The 19,572-nt window shown below is 45.6% G+C and carries 19 protein-coding genes and 1 riboswitch; of the genes, 18 read left to right on the top strand and 1 reads right to left on the bottom strand.

What is annotated here, in order from left to right; genetic code table 11:
- Positions 1-49 precede the first annotated feature (49 nt).
- The 14 genes from B9Y89_RS01855 (at position 50) to purD (ending at position 14,466) form a co-directional block, all read left to right on the top strand.
- On the top strand, positions 50-589 hold the full coding sequence (locus B9Y89_RS01855; RefSeq protein WP_085521032.1) for a DUF2179 domain-containing protein: 540 nt from the start codon (positions 50-52) through the stop codon (positions 587-589).
- Positions 586-783, top strand: a complete 198-nt coding sequence (locus tag B9Y89_RS01860) for an NETI motif-containing protein (protein WP_085521034.1) — start codon at positions 586-588, stop codon at positions 781-783. The genes B9Y89_RS01855 and B9Y89_RS01860 overlap by 4 nt, the downstream gene beginning before the upstream one ends.
- 77 nt (positions 784-860) lie before the next feature.
- Positions 861-962: riboswitch (purine riboswitch) on the top strand.
- A gap of 295 nt (positions 963-1,257) precedes the next feature.
- On the top strand, positions 1,258-1,740 hold the full coding sequence (purE, locus tag B9Y89_RS01865; RefSeq protein ID WP_085521036.1) for a 5-(carboxyamino)imidazole ribonucleotide mutase: 483 nt from the start codon (positions 1,258-1,260) through the stop codon (positions 1,738-1,740).
- Positions 1,740-2,891, top strand: a complete 1,152-nt coding sequence (purK, locus tag B9Y89_RS01870; RefSeq protein WP_085521037.1) for a 5-(carboxyamino)imidazole ribonucleotide synthase — start codon at positions 1,740-1,742, stop codon at positions 2,889-2,891. The genes purE and purK overlap by 1 nt, the downstream gene beginning before the upstream one ends.
- Complete coding sequence (gene purB, locus B9Y89_RS01875; RefSeq protein WP_085521039.1) at positions 2,888-4,186, top strand: adenylosuccinate lyase; 1,299 nt, start codon at positions 2,888-2,890, stop codon at positions 4,184-4,186. Before purK ends, purB begins: the two co-directional genes overlap by 4 nt.
- Before the next feature lie 18 nt (positions 4,187-4,204).
- A complete protein-coding gene (purC, locus tag B9Y89_RS01880) occupies positions 4,205-4,918 on the top strand; it encodes a phosphoribosylaminoimidazolesuccinocarboxamide synthase (RefSeq protein WP_085521041.1) in 714 nt (237 codons plus the stop codon).
- Positions 4,918-5,169, top strand: coding sequence for a phosphoribosylformylglycinamidine synthase subunit PurS (gene purS / locus B9Y89_RS01885; RefSeq protein ID WP_085521043.1), 252 nt, complete (start codon positions 4,918-4,920; stop codon positions 5,167-5,169). The genes purC and purS overlap by 1 nt, the downstream gene beginning before the upstream one ends.
- Entirely contained in the window at positions 5,166-5,852 is a 687-nt protein-coding gene (gene purQ / locus B9Y89_RS01890; RefSeq protein WP_085521045.1) for a phosphoribosylformylglycinamidine synthase subunit PurQ, read from the top strand. Before purS ends, purQ begins: the two co-directional genes overlap by 4 nt.
- A complete protein-coding gene (gene purL, locus B9Y89_RS01895) occupies positions 5,833-8,064 on the top strand; it encodes a phosphoribosylformylglycinamidine synthase subunit PurL (RefSeq protein WP_085521047.1) in 2,232 nt (743 codons plus the stop codon). The genes purQ and purL overlap by 20 nt, the downstream gene beginning before the upstream one ends.
- A complete protein-coding gene (purF, locus tag B9Y89_RS01900) occupies positions 8,043-9,476 on the top strand; it encodes an amidophosphoribosyltransferase (protein ID WP_085521049.1) in 1,434 nt (477 codons plus the stop codon). Before purL ends, purF begins: the two co-directional genes overlap by 22 nt.
- Positions 9,473-10,507 (top strand): phosphoribosylformylglycinamidine cyclo-ligase, encoded by a 1,035-nt coding sequence (gene purM / locus B9Y89_RS01905; RefSeq protein ID WP_085521051.1) that lies wholly within the window; start codon positions 9,473-9,475, stop codon positions 10,505-10,507. Before purF ends, purM begins: the two co-directional genes overlap by 4 nt.
- Entirely contained in the window at positions 10,504-11,067 is a 564-nt protein-coding gene (gene purN / locus B9Y89_RS01910) for a phosphoribosylglycinamide formyltransferase (RefSeq protein WP_085521053.1), read from the top strand. The genes purM and purN overlap by 4 nt, the downstream gene beginning before the upstream one ends.
- A gap of 569 nt (positions 11,068-11,636) precedes the next feature.
- A complete protein-coding gene (purH, locus tag B9Y89_RS01915; RefSeq protein WP_085521055.1) occupies positions 11,637-13,178 on the top strand; it encodes a bifunctional phosphoribosylaminoimidazolecarboxamide formyltransferase/IMP cyclohydrolase in 1,542 nt (513 codons plus the stop codon).
- Between the two features lie 16 nt (positions 13,179-13,194).
- Positions 13,195-14,466, top strand: coding sequence for a phosphoribosylamine--glycine ligase (gene purD, locus B9Y89_RS01920; protein ID WP_085521057.1), 1,272 nt, complete (start codon positions 13,195-13,197; stop codon positions 14,464-14,466).
- A 602-nt stretch (positions 14,467-15,068) separates the two neighbouring features.
- Here purD and B9Y89_RS01925 read toward each other — a convergent pair.
- Positions 15,069-15,293 (bottom strand): spore germination protein, encoded by a 225-nt coding sequence (locus B9Y89_RS01925; RefSeq protein ID WP_441351461.1) that lies wholly within the window; start codon positions 15,291-15,293, stop codon positions 15,069-15,071.
- A gap of 233 nt (positions 15,294-15,526) precedes the next feature.
- Here B9Y89_RS01925 and B9Y89_RS01930 point away from each other — a divergent pair, with 233 nt between their 5' ends.
- The 4 genes from B9Y89_RS01930 to B9Y89_RS01945 all read left to right on the top strand — a co-directional run bounded on the left by B9Y89_RS01930 (position 15,527) and on the right by B9Y89_RS01945 (position 19,567).
- Positions 15,527-17,254 (top strand): adenine deaminase C-terminal domain-containing protein, encoded by a 1,728-nt coding sequence (locus tag B9Y89_RS01930; RefSeq protein ID WP_254901159.1) that lies wholly within the window; start codon positions 15,527-15,529, stop codon positions 17,252-17,254.
- A 20-nt stretch (positions 17,255-17,274) separates the two neighbouring features.
- Positions 17,275-18,339, top strand: a complete 1,065-nt coding sequence (locus B9Y89_RS01935) for a DUF3048 domain-containing protein (RefSeq protein WP_254901160.1) — start codon at positions 17,275-17,277, stop codon at positions 18,337-18,339.
- Positions 18,329-18,628, top strand: a complete 300-nt coding sequence (locus B9Y89_RS01940) for a YerC/YecD family TrpR-related protein (RefSeq protein WP_085521060.1) — start codon at positions 18,329-18,331, stop codon at positions 18,626-18,628. The genes B9Y89_RS01935 and B9Y89_RS01940 overlap by 11 nt, the downstream gene beginning before the upstream one ends.
- Before the next feature lie 237 nt (positions 18,629-18,865).
- The gene (locus B9Y89_RS01945; protein WP_085521062.1) at positions 18,866-19,567 is read left to right on the top strand and encodes a heptaprenylglyceryl phosphate synthase; all 702 of its coding nucleotides are present in this window, start codon (positions 18,866-18,868) and stop codon (positions 19,565-19,567) included.
- The last annotated feature ends 5 nt before the right edge of the window (positions 19,568-19,572 follow it).

The raw sequence follows: 19,572 nt of genomic DNA on the forward strand, positions 1-19,572 counted from the left end.
GCATGATAAGATGTTTTTATTAATCCTAATGACGGGGTGGGGGATGGCGATGTTCGAAAATCCTATCTTAATGGTTATTATTATCTTAGTCATTAATATTATCTATGTTTCTTTTTACACGCTTCGGACCATCTTAACTTTGAAAAATTATCGATATGCCGCGGCACTAGTGAGTATGTTTGAGGCATTTGTTTATGTCCTTGGTATCGGTTTGGTCATCAATAATCTCCATCAAATTGAAAATATAGTTGCCTATGCGATTGGCTTTGCCTCCGGTGTTATTGTTGGCATGAAGATTGAAGAAAAGCTGGCGCTTGGTTATATTACGGTGACCGTGATTACGAGTCGAGTTCGAGAGAATTTGGCTGAAGCCTTACGCGAGAGAGGCTATGGCGTTACTGTGTGGACTGCCCATGGCCGACAAGGTGAACGGATGATGATGGAAATTTTAACACCGAGAAAAAATGAATGGAATTTAATTGACAGTGTTAAAGGGCTTGACCCTAATGCCTTTATCGTCTCACATGAGCCCAAAAGTTTTCATGGCGGATTTTGGGTTAAAGCGATTAGAAAGGATATGCGCCCATGAAAAAACCGAACAAAAAAACGTTTTCTGTTGTGGATTTTGGTTCAATTGATCAATGTTTGCAAGCGATGGAAGCCGAAGGTTATCGACCGGTTAGACGGAAAGAAGAGCCGGTGTTCAAGGAAGGAAAACAGGGTCCTGAATATGTTAGGCAGAACATTGCTTATGAAGGCAGATTGATAAAATCCGAACAATGATAATATAAGATGATAAATTGTTCGATTATTATTGACGGTGATACAGGGAATTGTTATGATTAAGGTGTCATAAGGCGAATCGGAAAAATTTTGTTCCTCATATAATCATGGGAATAGGGCCCGGAAGTTTCTACCCAACGACCGTAAATTGTTGGACTATGAGGAGAAGATGTAGCGTTCTGCTTTGTTGTGTGCAAAAAAGCGACCAGCAACCGGATCGTTCGTTTTCTCATCTCATGAGAGACGAATGATCCGGTTTTTTACTTTGGCAGTTTTTGTAAATTTTGTTGCTTTTTATCTTCAAAAATGCATCGTAGTAACCGCTCTGGAAATACATTACGCTTTTGCCCGCAGAAAGCGACTGCCCGGAATGGAAATCGACATAGCATTTACTCGTATTTTACAGTTTTTCTGCATAACAACAATCTTTGATAAAAAAGCCTTTACTTTTTAAGGAATGATGGGGGTGTGTCTATGAATGCTGAAATTGGAGTTATTATGGGAAGCCAGTCGGATTGGGAAACGATGCGGCATTCATGCGAGGTGTTGGATGAGCTAGGGCTTTCATATGAGAAAAAAGTTGTATCAGCCCACCGGACACCTGACTTGATGTTTACTTATGCCGAGGACGCTAGAAGTCGAGGACTTAAAGTGATTATTGCTGGGGCGGGTGGTGCCGCCCATTTACCAGGAATGGTCGCAGCTAAAACGACCTTGCCCGTGATCGGTGTACCTGTTCAATCCAAAGCACTGAATGGCATGGACTCATTACTATCTATTGCACAAATGCCAGGTGGGGTTCCTGTTGCAACGGTTGCGATAGGTCAATCAGGGGCTAAAAACGCTGGATTGTTAGCTGCACAAATTCTTTCAGCTTTTGACTCGCAGCTGGCCAAGCGATTGGATGACTATCGTGAAGGGCTCAGACAGAAGGTTATGGAAGGAAGTGATTTGTGATGGCACCCATTATAACACCGGGACAAACGATTGGCATATTAGGTGGCGGTCAACTCGGCCGGATGATGACGATTTCCGCTAAGGAAATGGGGTATCGTGTCATTGTCCTTGACCCGAAACCAGACGCTCCTTGTGGTCAGGTGGCAGATGAGCAGGTTGTGGCTGCCTATGATGATGCCGCTGCGGTTCAGCAACTTTCAGAAATGACGGATGTTATCACGTATGAATTTGAAAATGTCGATATTAATACAGCGAAGTTCCTTGAGGCTCATGCATACATGCCGCAAGGAAGTGAGCTTTTGGAAATCACGAGTGATCGTCTAAGGGAAAAAGCGACATTAGCGTCCGCTGAAGTGCCTGTCGCTCCTTATGCGGCGGTGAGTACGTCTAAGGATTTAGATGAAGGGTTGCAACTCACGGGGTATCCCGCTGTTCTCAAAACGGCGTCAGGAGGATATGACGGCAAAGGACAATATGTGATTCAGTCAGAGGATGACGCTGAAGCGCTTAGGCACCTTTTGACCGGTGATAGACCGTATGTTCTTGAACAGTGGGTCGCATTCGATAAGGAAATATCGGTCATTGTCACACGGAGTTCTCAAGGGGAGCAAACCATGTTTCCGGTCGGTGAGAACCATCACGAGAATAATATTTTACATCATACTATCGTTCCGGCCAAAGTTGATGATGTGGTGATCGACCAAGCCAAACAGGTGGCCCATCAAGTCGCTGATGCCGTTCAGTTAGTCGGAACTTTGGGAGTCGAAATGTTCGTTCAAGCAGACGGAACGGTCGTTGTTAATGAATTGGCACCACGGCCGCATAATTCCGGTCATTACACGATTGAAGCATGCGAGACATCGCAATTCCGCCAGCATATTCGAGCGATTTGCGGTTGGCCATTAGCATCGACATCCTTATTAAAACCCGCCGTTTCGGTCAACATACTAGGTGAGCATGTAGGCGACGTCTTGGAATCCATTTCGGAGATAGGCGAAGCTAATATCCATTTTTATGGTAAAGATGCAGCGAAACAAGGGCGGAAAATGGGACATGTTACGCTTTTAGCTGATACAACGGATCAAGCATTGAGCACCCTCACTCGTTTAAATATTTGGCCAACATTAGATATGAAGGAGACGACGACATGATTGAGCGTTATACAAGACCGGAAATGGGAGCGATTTGGACCCAAGAAAATCGATATCAAGCGTGGTTAGAAGTCGAAATCACAGCTTGTGAAGCTTGGGCAGAACTCGGGACGATTCCGAAAGAGGATGTTGAAAAGATCAGGGAGAACGCAAGCTTTGATGTCGCTCGGATTGAAGCGATTGAACAAGAAACACGTCATGATGTTGTCGCCTTTACGCGTGCGGTATCCGAAACGCTGGGTGATGAAAAAAAATGGGTCCATTATGGATTAACCTCAACGGATGTTGTTGATACAGCACAAGCTTATGTTCTCAAGCAAGCGAATGAGATTCTTTATAAAGATCTGGAGCAAATGATCGAGATCTTGACAGAGAAAGCCAAGGAACATCAATACACGATAATGATGGGGCGAACACATGGGGTTCATGCTGAACCGACGACTTTTGGCTTGAAGCTCGCATTATGGCGGGAGGAAATGAAACGTAACTTAGAACGGTTCAAACAAGCAGCTGATACGGTCCGTGTTGGTAAACTGTCAGGCGCCGTCGGTACCTATGCTAACATCGATCCGTTCGTGGAATCTTATGTGTGTGACCGACTGGGTCTTGAAGCGGCCCCGGTATCAACGCAAACATTGCAACGGGACCGTCACGCTCATTACATGTCCACACTCGCCTTAATTGCGGCTTCCATTGAGAAATTTGCCGTGGAAATTCGCGGTCTGCAAAAGTCGGAGACTCGTGAAGTCGAAGAGTCGTTTGCTAAGGGACAAAAAGGTTCTTCAGCGATGCCGCATAAACGCAATCCAATCGGTTCCGAAAATATGACAGGTATGGCCCGGGTAATTCGCGGTTACATGACGACGGCTTATGAGAATGTGCCGCTCTGGCATGAACGGGATATCTCTCATTCATCGGCTGAACGGGTTATTTTTCCTGATGCGACGATTGCCCTCAATTATATGCTTAATCGGTTTGGTAGTATCATTAAAAACCTGAAGGTATTCCCTGAAAATATGAAGGCAAATATGCAGAAAACTCACGGTCTTATCTTTTCGCAACGTGTCCTACTCGCACTTATTGACAAAGGATTCAGCCGTGAAGCGGCTTATGACATTGTTCAGCCGCGGGCGATGGAAGCCTGGGAACGACAAGTTTCTTTTAAGCAATTGATTGCAGAGGACAAGGATGTTAAAGCGCAGTTATCGGAAGCAGATATCGAGGCTTGCTTTGATGATACGTATCATTTAAAAAATGTTGATGTGATTTTTGCACGATTGGGTTTGAATGACTAACAGATAGGGGGCGCCCATATGACGGTATCGACATGCCTTTATGAAGGGAAAGCGAAGCGGATTTATCAGACGGATCAAGTGAATGAACTTTTGGTTGAATATAAAGATGATGCGACAGCCTTTAACGGTGAAAAACAGGCGGTGCTTTCCGGAAAGGGGAGGCTGAACAATGAAATCAGCGCTCGACTTTTAGCAAAGCTTCAAGAAGATGGGGTCCCGAACCATTTTATCCGGAAAGTGTCTGACCGCGAACAACTCGTTCAAGCTGTGAAGATTATGCCGCTTGAAGTGGTGGTTCGCAACGTTGCAGCCGGTAGTCTTGCTGGGCGCATCGGTTATGAAGAAGGTGTCAAGCTCAAGCAGCCGATTATTGAATTTTATTATAAGGATGATGACTTAGGCGACCCGTTGCTCAATCGGGATCATATCACTGAATTAGCCATGACTGACTCTGAGACATTGGATGCCATTGAAGAGCAAGCTCTAAAGGTGAACACGATTCTATCAAACTATTTTCTGTCGAAGAACATCCGGCTGATTGATTTCAAACTAGAATTTGGTCATACCGAAACAGCGGGTCAGTTGATTTTGGCTGATGAAGTGTCACCAGATACATGCCGGTTATGGGATGCCAACACAAATGAGAAATTGGATAAAGATGTTTTCAGACGTGATTTGGCTGATCTACCGGAAGTCTATGAACAACTTTTACATCGACTGGGGGATGCGTGATGAAACGAGTCAAAGTCTTCGTAACCTTAAAAGAGGCTGTTTTAGATCCACAAGGGCAGGCCGTACAGCAGTCCCTGCTCAATTTAAATTATAACGAAGTGAAAGATGTTCGGGTTGGTAAATATTTTGAGCTAACTGTCGATGAGACCGAGAATATTGAGTCATCCATTGACGCTATGTGTGATAAGGTTCTCGCAAACACGGTCATTGAAGATTATCGTTATGAGGTTGAGGAGGTCGTTTCCCAGTGAAGACAGCCGTCATTGTTTTTCCTGGTTCGAATTGTGATGCCGATATGTATCACGCGATAACGGATGGTATTGGCCAAGAAGTGGCATTCGTCTGGCACACGGAGCATTCATTGGATGGATTCGATGCTGTGATGATTCCTGGCGGCTTCTCTTATGGCGATTATTTGCGCTCGGGGGCCATTGCGAGTTTTTCTAATATTATGCCGGCTGTCAAACAAGCGGTAGAGGATGGTAAGCCTGTCCTTGGCGTTTGCAATGGTTTTCAAGTCTTGCTGGAAGCAGGGCTGTTGCCCGGTGCGATGATGCGCAATACGGGTTTGAAGTTCATTTGTCGTCCGGTAGATTTAACCGTCAATCATGCTGAAACGATGTTCACATCATCCTATAAAGCCAATGAAACCATCCGCATTCCTGTCGCTCACAATGAAGGTAACTATTATTGTGATCCTGAGACCTTAGAAAAGATGGAAGATAACAAGCAAATTGTTTTTCGTTATAAAAATAACCCTAATGGATCGACGGGTGATATTGCCGGGATTATTAATGAAAAAGGGAATGTGCTAGGGATGATGCCGCACCCTGAACGAGCTGCTGATGCCTTGCTCGGTCATGATCACGGCCTGCGTTTATTCCAATCCGTTCTGCATAATTGGAGGGAACACCATGCCAAAGTTGCACAATGAACCGACCGCTGAAGCAATTAGAGAGCAGCGATTGTATCAAGAGATGGGCGTGACAGACGATGAATTTGAGCTGATTCATCAGTTGCTCGGCCGCGATCCGAATCATACGGAACTTGGGTTATTTTCCGTAATGTGGTCGGAACATTGCAGTTACAAGACATCGAAACCTGTTCTCAAAAAATTTCCGTCCGAAGGTCCACAAGTTCTACAAGGGCCGGGTGAAGGTGCTGGCATCGTTGATATCGGTGACGGGCAAGCGGTCGCTTTCAAAATTGAGAGTCATAACCATCCATCAGCGATTGAACCATACCAAGGCGCAGCCACGGGTGTCGGCGGGATTATCCGTGATGTGTTCTCTATGGGAGCCAAGCCCATTGCGCTATTAAACTCGCTTCGCTTTGGTGACCTGAACAATCAGCACGTGAGATATTTGTTCGATAAGGTCGTTGAAGGTATCGGTGGTTACGGGAACTGCATTGGCATCCCAACAGTTGGCGGGGAAGTTCAGTTTGATGACTGTTATAACGGTAATCCGCTTGTGAACGCCATGTGTGTGGGTTTGATTAGTCATGATGATATTCAGGTCGGTCAAGCGAAGGGCATTGGCAATACGGTGATGTACGTCGGTGCCAGTACCGGCCGGGATGGGATTCATGGTGCGACGTTCGCCTCCGAAGAACTAAGTGAGGAATCAGAGAACAAACGTCCATCTGTCCAAGTCGGGGATCCATTTATGGAAAAGCTTTTACTCGAAGCTTGTCTGGAACTTGTTCACTCTGATGCATTGGTCGGGATTCAAGATATGGGGGCTGCCGGACTGACATCTTCAGCCAGTGAAATGGCGAGCAAAGCCGGAGTGGGTATTGCTATGAATTTAGATGCGGTCCCGCAGCGTGAACAAGGGATGACACCGTACGAAATGATGCTTTCCGAATCACAAGAACGGATGCTGATTGTTGTGGAAAAAGGGCGCGAACATGAGATTCAGAATCTTTTTGCTGGCTGGGATTTGCATGCCGTCTCAGTGGGTGAAGTGATTGAGAATAAAGTTTTCCGTTTGTTTCATGAAGGGGATCAAGTTGCGGAAGTCCCTGTTGATTCATTGGCAGAGGACGCACCGGTTTATCACTTACCGTCGAAGGAGCCTGAATACATTCAGCAAATGGCTAAAGAACCGGCATGGACGCCTAATGAAGATATTAAACTAAAGGATACGCTATTAAGCTTGTTACAGGAACCCACCATTGCTAGTAAAGAGTGGGTCTATGATCAATATGATTACATGGTACAGACGAACACTGTGGTTGCCCCAGGCTCTGATGCTGCTGTCGTTAGAATTCGGGAGACAGATAAAGCATTGGCGCTGACAACAGATTGTAATTCAAAGTATTTGTATTTGCACCCTGAGACCGGTGGAAAAATCGCTGTTGCTGAGGCCGCTCGGAACATAATATGTTCCGGTGGACGCCCGTTGGCGCTGACGGATGGTTTGAATTTTGGGAATCCAGAGAAACCGGAAGTATTCTGGCAGATGGAAACGGCTGCTAACGGCATGAGTTGGGCTTCACTTGCGTTAGATACACCCGTGATCAGCGGTAACGTATCATTATACAATGAATCGGGTGATCAAGCGATTTATCCGACCCCGGTTGTTGGCATGGTCGGTCTCATTAAGCATGTCGATCATATCATGACAACGGCGTTTAAAAACGCTGGAGACCTCATCTACGTTATAGGTGAAGCGGAGCACGAATTTGGCGGTTCGGCGGTTCAGCAGCTCATTAAAGGTGAGATTACTGGCCAGGCGCCATCCATTGATTTAGATGTGGAAGCTCGCAGGCAGAAGCAATTATTAACGGTGATTCAAAACGGCTGGTTAAATAGCGCTCATGATGTTTCTGATGGCGGGCTGGGTGTTGCCGTTGCAGAAAGCCTTATCGACAGTGGGTACGGAGCTGAGCTGACCTTGCAAACGAACCTTGTATCTGAATTGTTTAGTGAAACGCAGTCACGTTTTATGGTCTCGGTTAAACCTGAGTTCAAGGATGCCTTCGAAGTTTATATGGATGATTGGGTTTTCATGGGTCGTGTGACGAATGATGAAGCCCTAGTGATCAAGGATGCGAAACAAAAAACGCAGTTGCAGGTGACCACCAGCGAATTGGGGCAGGCCTGGAAAGGAGCGCTTCCATGCTATATGAACGAGAGCTAAACGAGGAATGTGGCGTATTTGGTATATGGGGACATGAGCATGCGGCACAATTAACATACTATGGATTGCATTCCATGCAGCACCGCGGTCAAGAGGGGGCGGGTATCGCCACAACTGATCAGGAAAACGTTCATTTTCACAAAGGTCTCGGACTCGTTAATGATGTGTTCGATGAACAAACCTTTGATCAATTGCCAGGCCGGTCAGCGATTGGGCACGTTCGGTATGCCACTTACGGTGAAAATAATTACGCGAATGTCCAGCCGCTTGTATTCCGTTCACAAACAGATACCTTGTCATTAGCCCATAACGGTAATCTTGTTAATGCGCATGCGTTGCGTCACCAACTTGAAGCACAGGGAAGTATTTTTCAAACAACTTCTGATACAGAAGTGATTGCCCATCTCATTAAACGCGGGGGTTCCTTACAATTTAAAGAAAAGGTTAAACATGCTCTCTCTATGCTTAAAGGCGCTTATGCCTTTGTCATGTTAACAGAAGATCAGCTCCTAGTTGCGCAGGATCCACATGGGATTCGACCGTTATCCATAGGTCGATTAGGGGATGCTTATGTCGTCGCTTCGGAGACATGCGCGTTTGATCTCATTGGTGCGACATACGAGCGCTCAGTGGAACCTGGGGAAATGTTAGTGATTGATGATGATGGGATTTCTAGCGAAAAGGTATCATCAGCAGGAGAACGGGCAATGTGCAGTATGGAATATATTTATTTCTCTCGTCCTGACAGCAATATTGAGGATATTAATGTCCATTCGGCTCGCAAACGTCTTGGTAAACAATTGGCCGGAGAAGCTCCTATAGAAGCTGATGTCGTTACAGGTGTTCCGGATTCAAGTATTTCCGCTGCGATTGGGTATGCGGAATCCTCAGGCATCCCATATGAACTGGGGTTAATTAAGAATCGCTACGTGGGTCGGACGTTTATTCAGCCTTCTCAAGAATTACGTGAACAAGGCGTTAGAATGAAACTGGCCCCTGTGCATGGGATTGTTAAAGATAAACGGGTAGTTATGGTGGATGATTCCATCGTTCGCGGCACGACAAGCCGTCGTATCGTCAATATGCTCAGAGAAGCCGGAGCTAAAGAGGTCCATGTCAGAATCAGTTCGCCGCCGATTAAGCATCCTTGTTTTTACGGTATTGATACCTCATCAGAAAGTGAACTCATTGCTTCCGAGTTATCCGTGGACGAAATATGTGAAACGATTGGCGCGGATTCGCTTGAGTTTCTCAGTGTTAATGGTATGACGGATGCGGTCGGCAGGGATTCGAGCCAGAGTCAATGCGGCCAATGCTTGGCTTGTTTTACAGGAAAATATCCGACAGAAATCTATCCAGGGACGAAATTGCCGCATGAAAAAGAACTGGTATCCTCAGGAGGCGTGCTATGAGCAAAGCCTACAAACAAGCCGGTGTTGATGTTGAAGCCGGCTACGAATCTGTTAACCGGATGAAGCAACATATTCAGCAAACGATGCGCCCAGAGCTGATGGGAGCGATTGGTGGATTTGGCGGCGCCTTTGATTTATCTGCCCTTAATTACCGTGAACCTGTCCTTGTTTCGGGAACAGATGGAGTTGGGACAAAGTTGAGATTGGCAATACAACTAGAGCGTCATGACACAATTGGTATTGATGCGGTAGCGATGTGTGTCAACGACATTGTAACCCAAGGCGCTGATCCACTATTTTTCCTTGACTATCTTGCATGCGGTCATTTGATTCCGGAAAAAGCGGAAGCGATTGTCAAAGGTGTTACGGACGGTTGTATCGAAGCTGGATGTACACTGGTTGGCGGTGAAACAGCGGAAATGCCCGGGATGTATTCAGGTGAGGATTATGACATTGCTGGTTTTGCTGTCGGCGGTGTGGAAAAATCCAATATGATTACCGGTGCTGATATCGGCTCCGGTGATGTATTAATAGGACTGCCATCAAGCGGTCTGCATAGCAACGGTTTTTCCTTAGTTAGAAAAATCATAGCGGATGGTGATCTTGATTTACAACAGCCGCTTGCTTCTGGTTCTACTTTGGGTGAACACTTGCTAACTCCTACTCGGATTTATGTTCAACCAGTGAAAAAGGTGATGAACCATTTTAATATAAAAGGGATGGCGCATATTACGGGCGGCGGGTTTGAGGAAAATATCCCGCGCATGTTGCCAGATGGTTTAACAGCAACGATTAATCGTGACGCATGGCCGGTTCTTGACATCTTTTCATTCATTGGTGAGCAAGGGTGTTTGTCGGATGAGGATCTATTTGCCACTTTTAATATGGGGATTGGCATGGTGCTTGCTGTTGCCGAGACGGATGCTGATGCCATTATTCAATTGCTGGCTGAACAAGGTGAAGATGCCTATGTGATTGGCAAGGTACAACCAGGTGAAGCGCTTGAATGGTTAGGACGTGATCACGCATGACGCGCTTGGCAGTTTTTGCATCCGGAAATGGAGGCAACTTTGAGGCGATTGCGTCGGCTTGCCATAAAGAACAAATTCAAGCGGAATGCTCGTTACTCATTTGCGATCAACCATCCGCCGGTGTAATTGAACGGGCTCAAAACCTGAACATTCATTATGTCGTGATCGAACCGAAAGATTATGATACAAAGGCAGACTATGAATCAGCGATTTTAGCTCAATTGGAAGCTTACAAGATTGATTGGATCGCTTTGGCGGGGTATATGCGCCTGGTCGGTTCACAGTTATTAACAGCTTATAAACATAGGATTGTGAATATTCATCCTTCACTGCTCCCGGCTTTTCCGGGTCTTAGAGCGATTGATCAAGCGCTTGAGGCAGGTGTGAAGGTGACGGGAGTGACGGTGCATTTTGTCGATGAAGGCATGGATACGGGCTCAATCATCGCACAAGAGCCTGTTACGATTGCTGAGGGCGATGATGCTGAGACATTGGCTGACAAGGTTCACCAGCTTGAACACCGACTATATCCAAAAACTTTAGCTAAGTTGATAAATTAAGGCTATTTTCGTAAACTTTGTTGCCTTTTACCTCGAAATGCGTCGTAGTCACCGCTCCGGAAATACACTACGCTTTCCGCGGGCGACCAGTGAGCCTCCTCATGCCCACAGGATGTGGGTAGGATCAGCGTTGTCACAGGATGTGACGCATTTAGCTGATTATCCTTATTACGCCCTGTGGGGTCTCACTTTGGCCACTAGTCCCGCAGGAGTCTCCGTGTATTTCCTTCACTGGTATTGTGCTTATACAACGAAATAACATTTATTTTGTTTGATTAAATACAAGGCGTTGATTGGGGTGAAGGGCCGTCGAGGTTCGGAACACTTAAACTTAGTGTGTTCCTCAGCGCCGCTTACTCAAGGTGTCTTTACTAGAGTCCTGCAGGAAAAGCAACATCTGAAGATCCCGCAGGAAGTGGTTTTCTTCCGAGGAGGCTGAAGTTGCCCGCGGAAAGCGACTGCCCGGAACGGAAATCAACAAAGCACTTACTTCGTATTTTATAGTTTTTCTGCATAACAACAATCTTTGATAAAACAGCCTAAATTAACAATAAAGGAGTGTTACGAAAATGAAGCAACGGCGAGCAATTGTCAGTGTATCGAATAAGGAAGGGTTAATTCCCTTAGTTGAAGCTTTGGTCAAGCAAGATATTGAAATTATCTCAACAGGGGGGACGAAAAGAGCGATTGAGGCAGCGGGCCTTCCTGTCACCTCAGTTACTGATATGACGGGTTTTCCAGAAATCATGGATGGCCGTGTCAAAACTTTACATCCTAACGTCCATGCTGGTTTATTAGCGGTGCGGGATAATACGACTCATATGTCAGAGTTAGCGGAAAATAATATTACACCGGTCGACTTTGTCATTGTAAACTTATATCCCTTTAAAGAAACGATTGGACAAGCGGATGTCACCTACGAAGAGGCTGTAGAAAATATTGATATCGGCGGGCCGAGCATGTTACGCGCGGCTGCAAAGAATCATGACCATGTGACCGTTGTTTGTGACCCGTCGGACTATGAGACCGTGCAAACAGCTGTGAGTGACAATGGGGGCACGGACGCTGCATTCCGCCGTGAGTTGGCAGCTAAAGTTTTCCGCCATACCGCTGCTTACGATGCGCTTATTGCTGATTATTTAACAGCGCAAACAGGCGAGAAGTATCCCGATCAATTGACCGTCACTTATGAGAAAAACCAAGATTTACGTTATGGGGAAAATCCGCATCAAGACGCATCTTTCTACAAAGAAGTGTTTACAAGTGAGCGCACGATTGCCGGAGCCAAGCAATTACATGGCAAAGCGTTGTCTTATAACAATATTCGCGATGCTGATGCGGCTTTGAATATTGCTAAAGAATATCAGGAGCAACCCGCTGTTGTTGCCGTTAAACATATGAATCCTTGTGGCATTGGCATTGGCGAAACGATTGAAGCCGCCTACCAAAAAGCTTATGAAGCGGATTCGATATCGATTTTCGGGGGTATTGTGGCTGCCAACCGAACCATCGATCAAGCCACAGCAGAGAAACTCCATTCGATTTTCTTAGAGATTGTTATGGCACCTGATTTTACCGATGAAGCGTTAGCCATCTTGCAACAAAAGAAAAACATTCGTTTGTTGAAGGTTGATGTGAGTAAAGATGGGCAGTCAGGCCGGCAGTTAACATCCGTGAGCGGCGGATTGCTTGTTCAAGATACAGACATTCTTGGTTTGGAAGATGTGGAGATCAGTTATCCTACAGATCGCCAGCCGAGTGATGATGAAATGCGGGCCCTTGATGTCGCTTGGAAAGCTGTTAAGCACGTCAAATCGAATGCAATTGTGCTTGCGAAAGATGACCGCACCATTGGTGTTGGCGCAGGGCAAATGAATCGCGTCGGTTCCGCTCAAATAGCGATTGAGCAAGCGGGTGAAGAAGCGGTCGGATCCGTAATGGCCTCCGATGCCTTTTTCCCGATGAATGATACCGTCGAGACCGCAGCTCAAGCTGGCATTACCGCCATCATCCAGCCGGGCGGTTCGATTCGTGATCAAGAATCCATTGATAAAGCAAATGAGTACGGTATTGCTATGATTTTCACGGGAGTTAGGCATTTTAAACACTAAGAAAGGTGTGGCTCTGATGAATGTATTGGTGATCGGAAAGGGTGGGCGTGAACATGCGTTGGCCTGGAAACTCGTTCAGAGTGATCAAGTCGGGACGATTTATGCCGCCCCGGGAAGTGCTGCCATTGCTGAAGTGGCGGTCACGGTTGATATTGCGGAAACGGATGGGGAAGCGTTGGTGGCCTTTGCAAAAGACAAGGCCATTGACCTCACCATCGTTGGTCCTGAACAGCCGCTTGTTGATGGGATGGTTGATCGATTTGAGGCAGAAGGTCTTAAGATTTTTGGGCCCAACCGTCAAGCTGCGGAAATTGAAGGGAGCAAGGCATTTGCGAAATACCTTATGGCCACCTATGATATTCCTACAGCTGACCATCAATCGTTTACTGATTATGACGAAGCCGTTGCTTATGTTGAGGAAAAAGGTGCGCCGATTGTTATCAAGGCTGACGGCTTAGCGTCCGGCAAAGGTGTGACGGTGGCAGCTTCGGTGGCTGAAGCTGTTGACGCACTGACAGAGATTATGAAGGATGCAAGGTTTGGTGCAGCTGGTGATCAAGTGGTCGTAGAGGAATTTTTAGCTGGCGAAGAATTTTCCTTAATGGCGTTCGTGAACGGTGAAAACGTCTACCCGCTTGTGTTATCACAGGATCATAAGCGCGCTTTTTTAGGCGATAAAGGTCCTAATACGGGTGGCATGGGTGCTTATTCACCCGTTCCGCAATTGCCAGATGATGCTTTGCTGACGGCGATGGTGAATATTATGGAACCGACAGCCCGGGCCATGATAGCTGAGGGCCGTCCCTACTGTGGGTTGCTCTATGCTGGCTTAATCTGGACGTCGACAGGTCCGAAAGTGATTGAGTTTAACTGCCGCTTTGGCGATCCGGAAACGCAAGTTGTACTGCCACGGTTGAAGTCGGATCTGCTGCAAGTGATGAATGACGTCTTAAATGGACAAAGCCCCGATCTTGAATGGGACGAGCGGGCTTGTTGTGGCATTGTCCTCGCTTCAGAAGGTTATCCAGGGTCCTATGAAAAAGGAACGCCTCTGCCTAACTTGCATGAAGTTGACACACAAACCCTTATGTTTCACGCCGGAACAAAACAAGTTGATGGCGGCTGGCAAAGTGATGGCGGCCGAATTTTACTCGTGGCGAGTCTTGCTAGCCATCTAGAAGCCGCGATAGATCAAGCTAATCAAGTAATAGAGAGAGTACAATCAGACGGAACGTTTTACCGTGAAGATATTGGTTATCGTGCTTTGAATAAAGCGAAGTATGCATAATTGAGATGGGGGAGATGACTCTCCTTCCTCTTTCTCATTTCATCACCTATTTTTCGTCAAATTTGTTGCTATTTGAGAGAGGAAGATGTGATTTCCGCTCCAGGGTACTCGCTTTCCGCGGGCGGGCGGTGAGCCTCCTCGGCGCTCCGCGCCTGTGGGGTCTCACCTGTCCCGCTTATCCCGCAGGAGTCTCGCACCTTCCGCTCCAATCAACTTTTCGACACTTTAGCTTGCATAATCCTATTAAAAAACAACAATCTTTTAGAGAAGAGCGTAAAACAAAAATATATCAACCCAATATGCTGAAACTTAGAAAAGGTTCTCTAGGATGTCTAAACTTTGGAGATACTTCGTCTCACACCTGACGCCCTTCGATTTGTTCCTCATTTTTTTCATTTATGTTCCTTAAATCCCACTCTTTGTTCCCTATTTTTATGAAATGCTCCCTAACTCAAATTTAATAGCCATTATTCCGATTATTGTACCCTAGCTCATAGTTATGAGCCCTAGCCAATCTTAATTGCTACGTCATCCAAAGAATCGTTCCTTAACAAAATCAAGACTGCCTCTTTTTGAGACAGCCTTCGTTTTGGTGGAAACATTTAATTGATCGAAGCGATATTTTCGTCAGAGACATCTGGGTCAATGGTATTTGTTATACTGTATATGGTATTTGTATAGGTGAGGTCACCTGTGTTGAGCCCTCCGGCTCCGGAACTTGTTTTTGCGGTGCTTTTTGGAGAGATGTTCAAAGTGTCACCGGTGTTCAAAACACCGGCTGTAATACTGTCAACTTTTAATCCATAGATCACAGCAGGCACGGTCATTCCTCCTTATTGAACGCATTTTTAATATCCTATGATGTTCAATGGTAAAAAGGTTGTATGCTTATCTTATTTTTAAGAAAAGGGATCTGTTTTCTCTAAATCACCTATGATTTGCAGGATTTGTGATGAATGATATCTAATTTATGTATATGGAACGTCGATGAATAACGTTCAAGTGACGATTTTAGTGATTTAATGTATAATACGATTAACTATGTTTAAGGGGCGATCATTTGCTTTCTCCTAAACGATTTTGGCAAAATAACGAGCTTAGGGTCCAGACAGCCATTATTGATGGTCAAATGGCCCCGACGATTGTCTTGCAAAATGCAACTTATCTTAATAGCTATATTAATCAGTGGTTAAAGGGCCATATTTGGATCAATCAAGACCGGATTATCTATGTTGGTCAGCATTTGCCTAAAAATACCGATGGGACAGAATTAGTCGATTGTGAAGGCTATTATTTAGTCCCGGGTTACATCGAACCGCATGCCCATCCGTTCCAGCTATATCATCCGGAAACGCTGGCAAAATATGCAGCCGCCGGCGGGACAACGACGCTAATCAGTGATAATATGGTTTTCTTTATGCAGATGTCCGATCAGCAAGCGTTTAATATAATTGAGCGGCTCAATCAATTGCCGACAACGTTTTTCTGGTGGACTCGATTCGATTCTCAGACAGTTATGGAGGCGGATCCGTTCACAAGTGCTCGTGTGGAACAATGGCTCGACCATCCTGACGTTGTTCAAGGCGGTGAATTGACCAGTTGGCCGCAGGTATTACATGGTAATGATGATATACTTGAATGGATGCAATCATCGCGTCTGCGTGGCAAACCGGTTGAGGGCCATCTGCCGGGGGCCTCGGAAAGAACGTTGACACGGATGGAACTGTTGGGCGTTGACTGTGATCACGAGGCGATGACGGGTAAAGAGGCGATAATGCGGCTTCAGTTAGGGCTGACGACCTCGTTGAGATATTCCTCCATCCGTCCGGATTTACCTGATATTTTATTTGAACTCATCGATGGCGGCTTAGATTATTTTGAACATCTCTATATGACGACCGATGGATCCACGCCGTCGTTTTATCGGCAAGGCATCATGAATCGATTAATCGAGATTGCGTTGGAACAAGGGGTTCCGCCAATAGAGGCTTATAAAATGACATCGGCAAATGTAGCTAGACATTATGGAATGGAACGTGTGCTTGGTCACATCGCACCGGGGCGTCTGGCAAATATAAATGTTTTAGAAACGCCAAGTGATCCCACTCCGGTCGCTGTTCTGTCCAAAGGTCAATGGGTTGTCAAAGATCAACAAGTCATTTGGCCGGAAGAAAAACAGATTATGGAAGCCGCGTTGCAGCCGCTGGCATTAAGTTGGGATTTGACACCAGAGCAATTGCATCCAAAATCGTCAAACGTCATTGAGATGGTCAATGCGGTTATTACCCAATATTTTGAACTTGAGGCTTTGCCTGATCGTGATCATTTGCCTGAAGATTTGTCTTACTTAAGTTTGGTTGATAAAAATGGTCAATGGAAGGTCACTACATTTGTGAAAGGGTTTTCAAAATTAGTTTCAGGTTTTGCCAGCAGTTATTCCAATACCGGAGATATCATCCTGATTGGCAAAAATACAAGTGATATGCTGGTGGCTTTCCGGCGGATGAAAGCGATGGGTGGAGGTATGGTGCTGGCTGAAGACGGACATATATTATCACAAGTCCCTTTACCTTTAGCCGGTGGGATGTCATCATTACCGATGGAAGCATTGATGCAACAAGAAGAAGCGCTGACGGAGAAACTGCGTGAACGCGGGTATAACCATGCTGACCCTGTCTATTCACTGCTATTTCTTTCGTCAATCCATCTTCCCTATGTTAGAATCACGCAGCAAGGTTTATACGATGTGATGAACAATAAAATTTTGCTTAAAGCTGAATCATTATAACTTTAAAAGGTTGTGAGTGGATGTCCAGACGTTTACGCCTGATCATTTATACTTTAGCTATGATGTTAATACTGACGGCGTGTAGCGATAGCCAAAAGAAAAATGAGACAAAAGAGCCGGTCAAGTCTGATTCACAAACGCAAAAGGAGGAGCAGGCCCCCCCTCAGGTGACATACCCTTTAACAGGATTACCGGCTGAAGACGAGATCAATCAACGACCAGTTGGAGTGATGATCAATAACCATCCAAAGGCACGGCCTCAATCCGGCTTGACTCAAGCTGATGTCGTTTATGAAGCTTTGGTTGAAGGGAATATCACCCGTTTTCTAGCTATTTTTCAAAGTCACAAACCAGAAACTATTGGCCCTGTACGCAGTGCGCGCCCTTATTTTATTCGATTGTTAAACGGTTATGATGGCTTGTATGTTGCCCATGGCTGGAGTCCGCAGGCTAAAGCGTTATTGCGTGGCGGATCGACACCGTTTCTTCAAGGGTTGTACCATGATGGAACATTGTTTCACCGAGCATCATTCCGAGATGCGCCGCACAACTCATATATATCCTTTGCTAATATCATGAAGGGTGCCGGGGATAAAGATTATCAAATGACACAAGAAGTCAGCCCGTTGTCGTTTATGACGGAAAAGGAGAAGCAAAATATTGATGGTACAAATGTAAAGGGAGTATCGGTTGGATATGATGATGACTATGTTGTCGGATATCAATACGATGAAACGGACGATGCTTTTCACCGTTTAGTCAATGGCCAGCCATCTGTTGACAGGGAGTCCGAAAACCCCGTTACAGCCAAAAATGTCTTGATTATCAGTGCTGATCACCGGTTTATCGACAGCTATCCCCGTCGTGAAATTGATTTGAAATCAGGTGGCCCAGCCTATCTTCTGCAGAACGGTCGACTGCAAAACATTCAATGGAAAAATGTTGACGGCAGGATATTACCATCTAAGAATGGACAAACGCTTAAGCTTGTTCCTGGTCAAACGTGGATCAATATTGTTCCAGAAAAGCGAGGACTTAAACAAGCGGTTACTATTAACGAAGGAGATGGAGCCAATGCAAATTGATAAATTACGGGGCGAGGTTATGGATCAATTATTTGAAGCCATACTGTCTCTAAAAGACGTAGAAGAATGCTATCGCTTTTTTGATGATCTATGTACGATGGGAGAAGTCCAGTCCCTTGCGCAACGTCTTGAAGTGGCGCGGATGCTAATGGAAGATTTCACTTATCACAAGATTGAAGAAGAGACGGGAGCCAGTACGGCGACGATTTCCCGGGTGAAGCGTTGTCTGAATTACGGTAATGATGGCTATCAAATGACGCTCGATCGCGCTAGCGGAAAAATTAAGTAATCCTATTGACTGATATACGATGCGCTCACGGTTAATGTGGGCGTTTTTATTTGTACTTAAAGAAACAACGATGTTCGCTAAGAATGTCATGTCCTGTGATAACGCCGAACTTGCGGGCCCAAGTGTAACTAAAGCTTGGTGATCAGCCAAGTTTTCTTTATCACCTATGCTTGGATTACTTGGAGATGCGAATATGTTATAATCCTTCTGAGAGAATGACCAGGAGGACATGCTAGAATGCATTTATATAAAGAATGGCAACACGTTTTCAAGTTGGATCCGAATAAAGATTTGACTGATGAAGCGTTGGAAGAAATATGTGAATCGGGGACGGATGCGGTTATTGTCGGCGGAACCGATGGTGTGACGTTGGATAACACGCTATATTTGCTTAGACGCATTCGTCAATATGCTTTGGATTGCGCTTTGGAACTATCTAATGTTGAAGCGGTGACACCTGGGTTTGACCTTTATATGATTCCGATGGTGCTTAACGCCCAGCAGACCGAATGGATCGTTGGCAAGCATCATGAGGCTGTTAAGACTTTCGGTGAAACGATGGATTGGGACGAGGTGACCATGGAAGGTTATTGTGTTTTAAATCCTAACAGCAAAGTGGCTGAACGGACAGCTGCCCAGACAGACCAAACCATTGACGACGTTAAAGCATATGCGATGATGGCCGAGAATATGTTACATCTACCCGTTTTCTATTTAGAATATAGTGGCACATATGGTGATGTTGAAACGGTTCAGGCGGCAGGATCCGTTCTACACCAGACACAATTACTCTATGGCGGTGGCATCGACAGCAAGGAAAAAGCTGCGGAGATCGCGCACTATGCAGATACTGTAATTGTTGGCGACGTCATTTATCATGATTTGAAGACAGCCTTAAAGACGGTTCACGCCGTCAAAAAAGTGAAAAATAACTCTTAATGAGG

The organism is Tuberibacillus sp. Marseille-P3662 (assembly GCF_900178005.1).
GTDB lineage: Bacteria > Bacillota > Bacilli > Bacillales > Sporolactobacillaceae > Marseille-P3662.